We start from the raw sequence: 13,842 nt of genomic DNA on the forward strand, positions 1-13,842 counted from the left end.
TTCGTCTCCGTTACGCCTTTTCCACGTTCACGAGGAAAGCCTTGAACTCCGGCGTCTGCGTGTTCGCATCACCGACAAACGGCGTCAGGGTATTGGCGATAAACCCTTTCTTCGCCACGCCTTCGTAGCCCCAGTGAATCGGAATACCGATAGTATCGATATCCTTACCGTCCGCTTTCAGCGTGCGAATACGCTTGGTCACCACCGCCTTGGCTTTGATATAGCCGCGGTTAGAGGAGACCTTCACGGTATCGCCATGGGCGATGCCGAGCTTATTCGCCAGCTTCTCGCCGATCTCCACGAACTGTTCCGGCTGCGCGATGGCGTTAAGCAGCGCGTGCTTGGTCCAGTAGTGGAAGTGCTCGGTCAGGCGGTAAGTGGTACCGACGTAAGGGAATTTCTCCGCTTTGCCCATCTGCTCAAGGTCGCCTTTAAAGACGCGAGCGGCCGGGTTAGAGACCACGTTCGGGTGCAGCGGGTTGGTGCCCAGCGGCGTTTCAAACGGCTCGTAGTGTTCCGGGAACGGCCCTTCCGCCATCTTATCGATAGCGAACAGACGCCCCATCCCTTCCGGCTGCATGATAAACGGCCCGACATCGCTGTCCGGCGCCGCGGCGCTGTAGTCTGGAATATCCACGCCGCCCCACTTCGCGCCGTCCCATTTCAGGAGCTGGCGCTTCGGATCCCACGGTTTACCCTGCGGGTCCGCGGAGGCGCGGTTATACAGAATGCGGCGGTTAAGCGGCCACGCCCATGCCCAGCCCAGCGTATTGCCGAGGCCCGATGGATCGGCGTTATCGCGACGCGCCATCTGGTTGCCGTCAGGCGTCCAGCTACCGGCGAAGATCCAGCAGCCGCTGGAAGTTGTGCCGTCGTCACGCAGCTGCGCAAACGAGCTGAGCTGCTGGCCTTTCTTGACGATCACCGCCCCAGTTGCCGGGTCGGTAATATCTGCCAGCGCCTTGCCGTTGCTCTCCATTGCCACTTCTTCCGACGCTGGTTCATGCGGCGTGGCGTAGTTCCACGTCATGTTCAGCACCGGTTCCGGCGCCGGTCCGCCCTGTTCGGCGTACATCTTGCGCAGGCGTAAGAAGATACCGGCGAGGATCTCACCGTCGGTGGTCGCAATCCCCGGGGCGTCCGCGCCTTTCCAGTGCCACTGCAGCCAGCGGCCGGAGTTAACGATAGAACCGTTCTCTTCGGCGAAGCAGGTGGACGGCAGGCGGAACACTTCGGTCTGGATTTTCGCCGGATCGACGTCGTTCGACTCCCCGTGGTTTTGCCAGAAGGTGGAGGTTTCGGTGTTGAGCGGGTCGATGGTCACCAGGAACTTAAGCTTCGACAGCGACGCGACAACCTTGTTTTTGTTCGGGAACGACGCTACCGGGTTGAAGCCCTGGCAGATATAGCCGTTCACTTTGCCCTGGTTCATCATCTCGAAATATTGCAGGACGTCGTAGCCCTTATCCCACTTCGGTAGCCAGTCAAAGCCCCAGCTGTTTTCCGCCGTGGCTTTATCGCCAAAGAAGGCCTTCATCATAGAGACGAAGAATTTCGGGTAATTACCCCAGTAGTTCACCTGGTCCTTCAACAGCGGTTTCGGCGTGTTGGCGGCGAGGTAGGTTTGCAGGTCAGTCTGTTTCTCGCTCGGCAGCGTCATATAGCCAGGCAGGCTCTGCGACAGCAGCCCCAGGTCGGTAAGACCCTGAATATTGGAGTGGCCGCGCAGGGCGTTTACGCCGCCGCCCGCCATGCCCATATTGCCGAGCAGCAGCTGGATCATCGCCATGGTGCGGATGTTCTGCGCGCCGATGGAGTGCTGCGTCCAGCCCAGCGCGTAGAGGAACGAGGCGGTTTTATCGTGCGCGCTGGTTTCCGCGATGTACTCGCAGACTTTGAGGAAGTCGGCTTTTGGCGTTCCGCAGATGTTTTCGACAACTTCCGGCGTATAGCGGGAAACGTGCTGCTTCAGCAGGTTCCAGACGCAGCGCGGATGCTGCAGCGTGGTATCGCGTTTGGCAAAGCCGTTCTCATCCAGCTCATAGTTCCAGGACGTTTTATCGTACTTGCGTGCTTCGGCGTCGTAGCCGCTGAACAGACCGTCTTCAAAGCTGTAATCCTCACGCACGATCAGGCTGGCGTTGGTGTAAGCCTCGGTATATTCACGGTTAATTTTTTCGTTGTTCAACAGGTACAGGATGACGCCTGACAGGAAGGTAATGTCAGTACCGGAACGAATTGGGGTATAGAAATCAGCTACCGCCGCGGTACGCGTAAAGCGCGGATCGATCACAATCAGCTTCGCGCCGTTGCGAATCTTGGCTTCCATCGCCCAGCGGAATCCAACCGGGTGAGCTTCAGCGGCGTTGCCGCCCATCACCACGACGAGATTGGCGTTCTTGATGTCGACCCAGTGGTTGGTCATCGCACCGCGACCAAATGTTGGAGCAAGACTTGCTACCGTTGGTCCGTGTCAGACGCGCGCCTGGTTGTCGACCGCGAGCATACCGAGCGCGCGGGTAAATTTCTGGGTTAAATAACCGGTTTCGTTACTGGAGGCGGAGGCGCACAGCATACCGGTGGTCAGCCAGCGGTTGACGGTGGTGCCTTCGCTATTCTGCGCGACAAAGTTGGCGTCGCGGTCCTCTTTCATCAGCTTAGCGATGCGATCGAACGCTTCATCCCAGCTGATTTTCTGCCATTTATCAGAGCCTGGCGCACGGTATTCCGGAAATTTCAGGCGACTTTCGGAATGGATAAAGTCCACCAGACCGGCCCCTTTAGGGCAGAGCGCGCCACGGTTGACCGGATGGTCCGGGTCACCTTCGATATGGAAGATAGACGCTTTGGCATTTTTTGCGCCGTCGCCGAGGCTGTACATTAACAGCCCGCAGCCAACGGAACAGTAAGTGCAGGTGTTACGGGTTTCGCGGGTGCGCAGCAGCTTGTACTGCCGTGTTTCCGCGAGCGCTAAACCGGGCGCAAAGCCCAGCGCCGCTGCCGTGGTTCCTGCCATACCGCCAGCGCAGATCTTAAAGAACTGCCTTCTGCTGACCTGCATGGTTCGCTCCTTGTTTCGACATTGTCACGTATAGTTATTTGCTTTGCGGTAAGGGCCGCAAAGGTTCAGAATTGGGGGTAATTTCCCTCGTTCCCGAAGGGATATAAACAGAATACCACATTGTGTGTATGCCTGTTCCAATACGGTTAAGACAAAGTGAACAAGAAGCCTCTTGAACAAATCGAAAATGTGACAGATATCACAGGTTATCGCCAGGTATCGCTCTGGAAGCGCCAAAATTTGCAACATCCTCAGCCAGACGAGTTAGCTGAAGAGGTACCCGTTGCGCTGGTTTATAATGGCATCTCGCACGTGGTGATGATGGCGACGCCGAAAGACCTGATGCAGTTCGCCGTCGGCTTTTCCTTATCCGAAGGGATTATCGAAAACCGGGGCGAGATTTATGGTATGGACGTCGTTCAGGCCTGTAACGGCCTGGAAGTGCAAATCGAACTCTCCAGCCGCCGCTTTATGGGGCTGAAAGAGCGCCGTCGCGCGCTGGCCGGACGCACCGGCTGCGGCGTATGCGGCGTTGAGCAGCTCAACGATATCGGGAAGCCCGTGCAGCCGCTGCCCTTTACCCAGACGTTCGATCTGGCGAATCTCGATCGCGCGCTGGCGCACCTGCATGATTTTCAGCCGATAGGCCGCCTTACCGGCTGTACTCACGCCGCGGCCTGGGTAAGTCCTTCCGGCGAGCTCGCGGGCGGCCATGAAGACGTGGGTCGCCACGTGGCGCTGGACAAGCTCCTGGGACACCGCGCGGAATCAGAAGGTGCCTGGCAGAACGGCGCGGCGCTGGTCTCCAGCCGCGCCAGCTATGAAATGGTGCAGAAGGCGGCCATGTGCGGGGTGGAAATCCTCTTTGCGGTCTCTGCCGCGACTACGCTGGCGGTTGACGTCGCCGGGCGCTGCAACCTGACGCTGGTGGGATTCTGCAAGCCGGGCAGGGCGACCGTTTACACACATCCGCAGCGGTTAATCGCGGGTTAAATTTAAGTCAGTTTTTTTGAATGATGACAACAAATCCTTCCGCTTTTTGTTTGGCGATGTGAGGGCTACTATTTATCACATCAAGGCACGGCGCCTTATTCAAACAACTAACGTAAAGGGTTTATATCATGAAAAGCATCAAAACTTTTGTCGCAGTTATCGCTCTGGCCGCTTCTTTTGGTTCTTTCGCTGCGGAAACCGTGACCGCGACCGCCGCAACGATGGACGGTGCGGAAGCGAAAATCGCCGCTCAGGCCCAGGCCGCTGGCGCTTCATCTTACAAAATTACCGAAGCGTTTACCGGTAACCGCGTGCACATGACTGCGGAACTGAATAAATAAGCGTAAAGCTACTGTCGAAAGAGCGCCCTGGGGGCGCTTTTTTTGTGTCTGAAGGTATGCTTATTTCATTGTTAATTAAGTCTTTTTATCCGGTGGTCCGCTTATTGCAACACGATGAACAGTCGACAATAAAAGGTCCCCCACTATGCCGCTGTTCTATCAAAACCCCGTGATTCATGCCGATTACGCCGATCCCGATGTCATTCGCACAGGCGATGATTTCTGGATGGTGGCTTCCAGTTTCCATCAATTGCCCGGCTTACCGCTTCTCCACTCTCGCGATCTCATCCACTGGCAAATCGTTAACCATATTGTTAAACGCCTGCCTTCGCCTGAATACGATAGCGTTCAGCCGGGAAAGGGGATTTGGGCGCCCTCCATTCGTTTCCATGGGGGCCTGTTCTGGGTTTTCTACAGTTTGCCCGACGAGGGTATTTTTGTTTCCCACGCCCGGGATCCGCGAGGCGAGTGGAGCGAACCCTATTGCCTGAACGCTTCCCCCGGCTGGATAGACCCTTGTCCGTTCTGGGACGATGATGGACGAGCCTGGCTGATTCACGCTTTCGCTTTCAGCCGCAGCGGGGTGAAAAACAAGCTGCAGATTTTTGAAATGGCGCCGGATGCATCCCGGCTGTTGGATAACGGCCGGATCGTTGTTGACGGAACGCCCTCGCATCCCACTCTGGAAGGCCCCAAATTATATAAACGCAACGGCGAATACTGGATATTCGCTCCGGCCGGAGGCGTCAAGCGAGGCTGGCAAACGGTCATGCGCGCCCCGACGCTATCTGGTCCATGGCAAAGTCGCGATGTTCTGCATCAGGGAGATTCACCGATAAATGGCCCTCATCAGGGGGCGTGGGTTGAACTTGAGAACGGTGAAAACTGGTTTTTCCACTTTCAGGATAAAGGCGTGTACGGCCGCATAGTGCATCTTCAGCCGCTGAGCTGGCGGGCTGACGGCTGGCCGCAAATTGGGCAACGCCTTGACGATCACGGTAAGGGGCAGCCCGTAAGCCTGCATCGCTTACCCGCGCTGCCTCTTGCTCCATGTTGTTTGCAGACCAGCGACGATTTCCCGTGCGGCCAGCCCGGCCTTCAATGGCAATGGCAGGCAAACCCCCAGCGCCGCTGGCTAATGCCGCATGCGCAAGGGCTACGCTTGCGCTGCGCGCCGACCGCTTCCGATATCAGCCTGTATCGTTTACCTCAATTGCTGCTGCAAAAATTTCCCGCTGAACGTTTTCACGTGCAGACAGCGGTTCATCCGATGTTTTCTCAGGATGGCGATGAAGCGGGAGTCGCGATTTACGGCCAACGCTTTGCCGCACTGCGCGTGAGGTACTGCGCGCCGAATCTTCAGCTATCGCTGTGCCACGGATGGATAGACGATCGCGGTGAAACGCATCAAGAATCCATCGAACTTGAGGCGATCGCCGCTTGCAACGAGATTGCGCTGGGGTTCCAGGTGGACTACGACGGGATAGTCCGCTTTCGTTATCGGCTTACGCAGCGTGAATGGCAGCAGGTGACGCCGTCGTTTTCCGCCGGTGCGGGAAAATGGATCGGCGCGCGTATGGGCATTTACGCGCGTGGCGCGCATGAAAACGCCGGCGGCAGCGCCGTTTTCTCTCCGTTTATCGTGCGTTTGCAGTAAGCCTGACGGCGATATGAGAAGGGCAGCTTCGCTGCCCTTGCGGGGTTTAATCGAAGTAATAGCGAATGCCGAGGCGGAATCTCACCTGATCGTCGTGATTCTGATCCTGATCGAGCCAGGCCACTTCCGCATAGGGAAGCCAGTGTTTATCGACGCGGTAGCGCGCCACAATGCTTGGTTCCCAGTGAGTTTTCTGCCCGTTAGAGGCATTGAAGTCGTTTGTGTTGACGAAGAACTCCGGGTTGAACTGAAGCCACAGTTTCTCAGTCGCCTGGTAATTAAGGTACAGGTCGAACTGATGGCTGTCGTTGTAATCCATATAGCCGTTGTAATCGCGATCTTTATGGGTCATATGGTTATAGCGGTAGCGGCTGCTAAAACTTAAAGATTTACTGATTTTATAATCGAGGCTGATATAAGGTGCCAGCTTCGTTCCTTTACTATCAATATCGGTTAATCCGCCCGGCGTCAGCGTCCATTTTTCATTAAGCGGGATCGGATACCAGCCTTCAAACTCCTGAAAGGAGCTTTTCATTTGATTAAAATCTTGTCCGAGGTCGTACATGGCGGAGGCCAGAACACCGGCGCCATTATCAAATATATGACCCAGGCCTATTTTATACTGATTTTTCTCAGAAGCCGTAGTATGCGCGTAGCGATTATCAACCCAGGTTGCCGCGGCAAGCGTATTTAGCGTAAAACAGGACAGCGGGATGCCGATCAATAGCGTGCGTAATGTTTTCATTTTAATTCCTGTAGGATTTATTAAGTGCCATAATTTCTGGAGAGAAATAAAAGACACTTATTAAATAGCAATTGCTGTGCCAGAATATAAAGTTCTTAAAATACATGACGTTGCTTTAATGTGTTGAGCGTTAATTCGACGCTGACTGATTTTTTATTTGCGTCGATACATATCACGAGTAAGAGGACGGCTCCCTTTTATTAAAGGGAGCCAGGAGATGGGTTAAATTATGCCAATACCCGCAGCGGCAAAGCCGAAGACAATTAGCATAATTAACACCTTATTGGGGCTGACCTTTTTATTGAGCAGCTTCAGGCAGCCCAGGACTAAAAGCAGAGGAATTAACCCGACGCAAATTTTGTCGAGGATCTCCTGCAGTACAAAGGGCTGCCCGGCGATGGTGGTTTTAAAGGTGGTGGTAAACTTCACCATGCTGGCGCTCATCGCCCCCACCATCATTAAACCCATAATTGATGAGGCTTTGGTGATACAGCTCAGCAGCCCGGACTGCGTCGCTTCGGCGATATACTTCGAGCCTAAACGGTAACCCATGACGCCGCCGTAATAGCGCAGCAGATAGCTGGGAATATTGTAAATCAGCAAGAACAGCAGCGGCCCCAGTGGATTACCCTGCGACGCCAGGCCAATGGCAATCCCGGTGGCGATAATACGCAGCACGCCGTAGAAGAAGGAATCACCGACCCCGGCAAATGGCCCCATTAAGGCCACTTTGATGCCGTTAATACTGGAGGTATCAAAGTTCGGGTTGGCGGCGTTCTCTTTTTCCATCGACAGCGTCAGGCCCATAATAAAGGGCGCCAGATGCTGGTTGGTATTGAAGAACTGGCTGTTTCGCTTAAGCGACTCAAGATAACGGTGCGGGTCGTTGGCGTAGATTTTCTTCAGCATTGGCGCCAGCGCCCAGCCGTAGCTTAATCCCTCCATACGGGTGAAGTTCATCGACCCCAGCAGCGGAAACTGGCGGATAAAAAGCTGACGAAAAAGCTTTTTCTCGCTTTTATCATCGGCGTAAGCGCTAACGCTTTGTGTCTGGATATCAGTCATTGAAGAACCCATCCTTATCGTCAACTGAGGCGGACGCGGCCGCCGTTGCCGTTTGTTTATTCGCTTTAAGCTGATTGAATTCGTTAAAGCACAGATAGACCGCTACCGAGGCTGCAATAATCGCAATCCCCATAATCGGCAATTGCAGATAGGCCGCCATCGCGAAACCGATAAAGAAGAAGGCGGCGATGTTACGGTTCCACAGCGCCTTCAGCAGAATAGCGAACCCAAGCGCCGGAAGAATGCCGCCAACCGCCGTCATGCCGCGCATGACCGTACCCGGAATGCTCTCGACCAGGCTGCGGATGACCTCGGTGCCGAAGAGCACGCCAAAAAAGGCGATCAGGGCGAAGGGGATGCCGTAAAAGAAGGTCATACCGAGCGTCAAACCCAGCGCCGCACGGTCACGCCCCTGTTCCAGTAGCGCATCGTATTTTTCAACCAGAGCGGTATAGACCAGCTTCAGCACCTGATAAACAAAGACCGCCAGCAGGCTGATAGGCAGCGCCAGCGCAACGGCCACCGGCGGCTCAGCGTGGGTCAGAATCGTAAAAGCGGTTGCCAGTACTGACCCCACCGCAAGGTCGGCAGGAACCGAGCCGCCGATGGTGATGGTGCCAAGGAAAATCAGCTCCAGCGTGGCGCCGATAATAATGCCCTGTTGCAGGTCTCCCAGCGCCAGCCCCACCAGCGCGCCGCAGATGAGCGGACGTTCAATCAGCGGTTGACCCAGCGTATGGTCGGCGGTTTTCACCAGAAACATAATGACAGCAACAAGAATTGCGGAAGTTAACATAGCGACCTCGCTTAACTGGCGGCGTTATCCAGCATCTCAATCAGGTTTTTCACCGGATGAGATGGCAGGACCTGATATTCAACGGCAACGCCGCGGTCGGCGATAGCGTGGAAATCCGCCACATCTTCCGGCGTCACGTAGACGGTATCGCTAATGCGCTTTTTCGCCGCCAGGTTGTCGGTGATGCGCCCAAAGTTAGCGACGTTCAGCGTTTTTATCCCCGGCGCCTGTTCGACGAGCCGACGGGCGTCGGCGGCATTGTTAACGGTCACCATAATTTTCATGGCTTCCGAACGCGGGTCGTTAAGCACATCGCCCGCGTCCTTCACCGCCATAATGGCGCACTTTGCGGTATCGGGAGCCGCCATGCGCAGCGACATTTTCTGCACTTCGTTATTCACGATCTGGTCATTGGCGACCAGGATGCGGTTCACGCCCAGATGCTTGGTCCAGACCACGGCAACCTGTCCGTGGATTAAACGATCGTCAATACGTACTAAAGAAATCATGGTGTAGCTCCAGTTAGCAAAAGTAGGGTGTCCAGACGCGGGAAAGGCGAACCAGGGCTTCGAAATAGAAGTAATCGCCCCAGAGGTTAGGTTCGTTAATGCCCATATTGCGGCCAAAGTTATAAACGCCTTCGCGCAGCAGGCCGTCCTGCGCGTGGGCAAAGTAGCGCTCGCGTAAATTGCGCATCATCAGTTCGATAGCGTTGCCGTAGGCCGGACGCAGCGGGTCGGTGAGCGGTAATAGCTTCAGCAGTTCCGCCAGACCGCAGGCCGCGATCGCTGCCGCAGAGGTATCCCGGTACTGGTTATCTTCGGCGGTAAAAATCAGATCCCAGTAGCAGACAAAATCTTCCGGTAAGCGGTTAAGAAAATAGTGCGCCAGCCGGCGGGAGAGCTCGGGCTGCCAGGCATCGCCGGTGTGGGCGTATCCCAGCGCGAAACCATAAATTCCCCACGCCTGGCCGCGCGCCCAGCAGGAGCTGTCGCTGAATCCCTGGTGCGTATCGCCGCGCAGCGACTTGCCGTTATGAATATCCATATAAAATGTATGGAAAGTAGATGCGTCTTCACGCACCAGATAGCGTGCCGCCTGCGCCAGATGACGGCTGGCGGCCTCGCGCCACCGTTGATTTCCGGTTTCGTTGGCGGCCCAAAATAGCAGCGGAACATTGAGATTGCAGTCGATGATCATCCGCCCCTGGCGCGCCGGGTCGTTTAAATCTCCCCAGGCCTGAATGACGCCCGCCGTGGCGTTAAAGCGGCGATAGAGCAGCTCGGCCGCGCGCAGGGCGAGTTCGCGTGCGCGCAGGTTGCCGGTGAGCTTCCAGGCGTTAACACAGGAGAGGAGATAGAGAAAGCCCAGGTCGTGGGTATCCACTTTAATCTGCTTATCGAGACGTTCTTCAAAGCTATCGAGCAGGCTTTCCGCCACCGCCCGATATTTATCATCGCCGGTGACCTCCCAGGCGAGCCACAGCATGCCGGTCCAGAATCCCTCGGTCCAGTCGACTTTCTCCACGCTTTCATAGCGGCCCCGTGTCGCACTGGCGGCGGGAAAGGTTGCCGTAAAGCGCGGCAGCATGGCGTCGAGCTGCGTCAGCACTTCGCCGATTGCCGCGTTAAGCCAGGTATGATTTAACCTCGGCTGCGGCGAGAGATAGCGCGCATCAAGCGCTTCGAGTGCGATAGTCACGGGTTTCCCTCTTCGGCAAAAAAATCATCAATATTGTCCTGCGTTTTGTGCTGCGCAGCCTGGCGCGCCGCGATGATTTCCGGCAGCTGATTCATGTACTGCATCGCCCCGCTGGCGGCGGCGACGGCATCCTGAAGCCGCTGCGCGGTTTCAACGTGTTCCGACATGCAAAACTCCATCAGCATAATCAGGCTGGCGCCGCTGATGACGTGCGCGTGGGGATATTTGACCATCATCTGTACGGCGGTATTGTTGACGCTCCCGCCGGGCATATCGGTAAACAGCACCAGCTCATTGCCGCGACCGGCCGCCTGCCGGGCGATAGCGTCAAAGCGGATGGCCAGTTCAGCCGTTGACTCAATTTCACCGCAGTAGGCGCAGACGGGCGTGACGCCATGGTCGTCGCCAATCAGCAGATTTAATGCCGACACTATCCCTTCTGCGTAGCGGCCATGGGTTGCGATGTACATCTCTCGCATTGCATATTCCTTCATCTTTTCAGGTATCTGAAAATGAAATAGCAATCAGCGTGCCATGTTTTTATATGTATGTTTTTAAATGATAAAAACGGATTTTTGGACGCTTTTTGCAGTGTTGAATGGGCAGTTTATTCAGTGTCGACAGGTTTGCCAGCCGACGCTGGCAACGGGGGGTTAATGGTCGGGGTCAAAGGCGATCCACGGCTCCATGATTTCATAAATCATCAGCACTTCGGTAAGCGGCAGGGTGATATTATATTTGCGGTTCAGGGCCTGGAAAAAGGTGTCGTGGACGGCGACAAACGCCTGCTGCGCCAGCGTCAGCTCCGCCTCTTCCCGGTGGCGCACGCCGTTGTTGACCATTACCCGCTCGATCATCAGGGCGATATGCATAAACAGATTGATGCGCAGATAGCTTTCAAAATGGATTTTGTAGAAGGCTTCATACTGCTTAATGACCGCTTCGACTTCATCAATAATCACCACCGGATTGAGGAAGTTAAGGCGGCTGGCGACGCCTTCGACGGTAAACAGCTTGACCACTTCATCAATCATGGGCTCCAGGCCGCCTTCCATCAGCAGGCCGTTGAAGTAGTCGCGTTTTAACACCCGCGTCTTTTCTTTAATCAGCTGCTCTACGCTAAGTAGCGGAATATACCCGGCTTCCAGATCGGTGGTGGTAATGATCAACCGCGTGCCGTTCAGCGCCGGGTCGGCGTGGGCGATTTTCCACTTCAGGTCGTCATACTCCATCGTAATAATGTCGATCTCCTCCTGTGCCAGGAAGCGCTGAACGATATCCTTCAGCTTGCGGGAGATCCCTTCGCCGGAGATGCAGGAGATAATGATTTTATTGCCCGGCAACACGCCCGCGTAGTAGCGCGTTTCCACCTCGTACGCGCCTTTGGCGCTCTCAATAATCGCCTCCATCGACAGCTTATCCTGAATTTTGGCCGCAATATCCAGCGCCATGGCCGTACTGACGTTGTTGATAACCAACAGTTCGCCGTGCAGGTGGAGCTTAATCTCTTCGTAGATCTCTTTTAGCGACCCCATATCCACCAGAATAATCAGCCCCGCGCCTTGTTTAAGGCGGGAAACGTGGGCAATCAGCAGGTCGATGATCTCTCTGGTGGACGTCGCGTTCGCCATGTCGAAGGCTTTAAAGTAGTAGCCGCCGGTGAGCTGGTTGGCGATCCCGGCGATGCTCGACGCCGTGGCGCGACCGTGGGACACGATAATGCCCAGAATCGGATCGTCTTCGCCGGCGAGGGTGTGAAAAGCGCAGCTTAGCAGCGGCTGAAGCAGGGGGAGCGGCTGCCGGGTGACATGTTTGCTCAGCAAAGCGAGGCACTCTTCGGCCAGCAGCCGTGCCTTAGCGGAAACATAATCGGAAATGGTTTGCAGTTCGCCTGGGTCGAGCGCCTCCTCCGGAGCATGCAGCGCATAGCTCAGGCAGAGCCAGACCGCCTTGCGGATCTCCGGGCTACAGGAGATGCCGGTCAGGCTCTCCAGCTCCTCCAGCGCGTGAATGGTGTTCTGCCAGATATAGCCGGTGTACAGCGACTCGGCGGAGACCGCGCCGCTGACGGTAGTCAGCAGCTGTTCTACTTTGCGATTCAGCAACAGCACGTTACCGCTGTGGCAAAAGTCGCGAAAAATCACCTCATCGCGCATCGCTTTGGGCAGCAGCTGGCTGACATTCAGCGCATCTTCATGCGCGCTGGCGGCAATACGGATTATTTCACCGCCGGACGCCGGGCCGCGTAGCGTGATGACGTCAGCCTCACGATTCTCGCTCCAGGCGCTGGCGCACATCACTTTAATCTGATTTTTTAACTCGCCAATATTGCCGCGCACCGGGGAGGTGACCAGCTGATGCATCAGCTGATTATCGAGATGGATATCCCGACGCAGGCTGCGCGCTTCCTGCTGCAAAAAGTGGCTGACCTGAGTGACGCGCTCGGTCAGCGGGCGCGAAATATAGTTGGGCAGCGTGACGCGCACCGGGATGCGGCGACGGAAGGTGTTAAGCAGGACGGTATCGATATTTTCCGTGGTGGCGAAGATAAAGCGCAGCGACGCCGGATGGCGCGTACGGTTATCGCCAAGACGGTAGAAATATCCTTTATCCATATACAGAAACAGTTTTTCCTGGTTCTCTGCCGAGAGACGATGCACTTCATCGAGAAACAGAAATCCGCCATCGGCGTCATCAAAGGCGCCGCGTTTCTCGCGGTCAGCGCCGGTGAAAGCGCCGCGGGTATAGCCGAAAAGGGTTGCCGAAAGCAGCTCCGGATTGTTGGCGTAATCGGCGCAGTTAAGCTCAACGAAGGGTTTGTCCGCTGCGATAACCCCGCGCTCGAGAGCGTACTGATAAATCAGCATCGCCAGATGGCTTTTGCCGACGCCGCTCTCCCCGGAGAGCAGGACAGGCAAACCGTCACCGGGATAGTCCACCGCCGAGCGGCACAGCGCGACGGCGTCGGCCAGGCTCCCGTGCGCGCCAATCAGCGGCTGAAAGGCGTCGTGCTTTTTCGACACTATGCGAGATGGCTGAGTCTTTTCCCCACCGTTTTGCTGCACATAGAAGCGCACCGGACGGGTGTTTTCTTTACGCAGGTAACCGTCATCGCACAGCCTGTTGAGGTAATGGCTGATAACGCTGCGGTTAACCTGCATAAAGTCCGCACAGTCCTGAGCCGTGAATCCTGCGGGTTTCCGTGCGTAGTGGGTGACTATTTTCTGGAATAATTTTTCTTTTGCCGACAGCGCCATTCTTCAATACCCCGGATAGAGTAGAAAATAGCGTCGATTTAATTTCGACACTAGACACTACTGCTTTTATTAGACACTGAGTACTTTCTACGGCATTAGATAAAAATGAAACCATGTTTTGATTAGAATGTGATGGAGATCGCCACAGATTTTATAGGATGTAAAAGCAGGCGACGCACTTGCGAACGCCAGAAGAGCGCTGTTGCCCGAACCGCGTGATACGCGA

The 13,842-nt window shown here is 55.5% G+C and carries 11 protein-coding genes; 3 read left to right on the top strand and 8 right to left on the bottom strand.

Going from position 1 to position 13,842, the window contains the following annotated elements; all coding sequences use genetic code 11:
• Positions 1-10: 10 nt before the first annotated feature.
• A complete protein-coding gene (fdnG, locus tag BJF97_RS00175) occupies positions 11-3,061 on the bottom strand; it encodes a formate dehydrogenase-N subunit alpha (RefSeq protein ID WP_014837000.1) in 3,051 nt (1,016 codons plus the stop codon).
• 156 nt (positions 3,062-3,217) lie between these two features.
• Between fdnG and fdhD the strand changes: the two genes are divergently transcribed.
• The 3 genes from fdhD to BJF97_RS00195 all read left to right on the top strand — a co-directional run bounded on the left by fdhD (position 3,218) and on the right by BJF97_RS00195 (position 6,052).
• Positions 3,218-4,054 (top strand): formate dehydrogenase accessory sulfurtransferase FdhD, encoded by an 837-nt coding sequence (fdhD, locus tag BJF97_RS00185; protein WP_014227378.1) that lies wholly within the window; start codon positions 3,218-3,220, stop codon positions 4,052-4,054.
• Positions 4,055-4,182: 128 nt separating this feature from the next.
• Positions 4,183-4,395, top strand: coding sequence for a YdgH/BhsA/McbA-like domain containing protein (locus tag BJF97_RS00190; protein ID WP_004127125.1), 213 nt, complete (start codon positions 4,183-4,185; stop codon positions 4,393-4,395).
• A 145-nt stretch (positions 4,396-4,540) separates the two neighbouring features.
• Positions 4,541-6,052, top strand: coding sequence for a glycoside hydrolase family 43 protein (locus BJF97_RS00195; RefSeq protein ID WP_032693309.1), 1,512 nt, complete (start codon positions 4,541-4,543; stop codon positions 6,050-6,052).
• Between the two features lie 46 nt (positions 6,053-6,098).
• Here the strand turns inward: BJF97_RS00195 and BJF97_RS00200 are convergent, their stop codons facing one another.
• From BJF97_RS00200 to BJF97_RS00230, 7 genes are all read right to left on the bottom strand, one after another.
• Entirely contained in the window at positions 6,099-6,797 is a 699-nt protein-coding gene (locus BJF97_RS00200; protein ID WP_014837002.1) for an oligogalacturonate-specific porin KdgM family protein, read from the bottom strand.
• 222 nt (positions 6,798-7,019) lie between these two features.
• Complete coding sequence (locus tag BJF97_RS00205; RefSeq protein WP_014837003.1) at positions 7,020-7,862, bottom strand: PTS system mannose/fructose/sorbose family transporter subunit IID; 843 nt, start codon at positions 7,860-7,862, stop codon at positions 7,020-7,022.
• Positions 7,855-8,658, bottom strand: coding sequence for a PTS mannose/fructose/sorbose/N-acetylgalactosamine transporter subunit IIC (locus tag BJF97_RS00210; protein WP_014837004.1), 804 nt, complete (start codon positions 8,656-8,658; stop codon positions 7,855-7,857). Before BJF97_RS00210 ends, BJF97_RS00205 begins: the two co-directional genes overlap by 8 nt.
• A gap of 11 nt (positions 8,659-8,669) precedes the next feature.
• Positions 8,670-9,167 (bottom strand): PTS system mannose/fructose/N-acetylgalactosamine-transporter subunit IIB, encoded by a 498-nt coding sequence (locus tag BJF97_RS00215; protein ID WP_070082751.1) that lies wholly within the window; start codon positions 9,165-9,167, stop codon positions 8,670-8,672.
• Between the two features lie 13 nt (positions 9,168-9,180).
• Positions 9,181-10,359, bottom strand: a complete 1,179-nt coding sequence (locus tag BJF97_RS00220; protein WP_032693308.1) for a glycoside hydrolase family 88 protein — start codon at positions 10,357-10,359, stop codon at positions 9,181-9,183.
• Complete coding sequence (locus tag BJF97_RS00225) at positions 10,356-10,838, bottom strand: PTS sugar transporter subunit IIA (protein ID WP_014837007.1); 483 nt, start codon at positions 10,836-10,838, stop codon at positions 10,356-10,358. Before BJF97_RS00225 ends, BJF97_RS00220 begins: the two co-directional genes overlap by 4 nt.
• 174 nt (positions 10,839-11,012) lie before the next feature.
• Positions 11,013-13,616 carry a sigma 54-interacting transcriptional regulator gene (locus BJF97_RS00230; protein ID WP_032693307.1) on the bottom strand — a complete coding sequence of 868 codons (2,604 nt, stop codon included), beginning with the start codon at positions 13,614-13,616 and terminating at the stop codon, positions 11,013-11,015.
• Positions 13,617-13,842 lie beyond the last annotated feature (226 nt).

Source organism: Klebsiella sp. LTGPAF-6F (assembly GCF_001753185.1).
Taxonomy (GTDB): domain Bacteria; phylum Pseudomonadota; class Gammaproteobacteria; order Enterobacterales; family Enterobacteriaceae; genus Klebsiella; species Klebsiella michiganensis.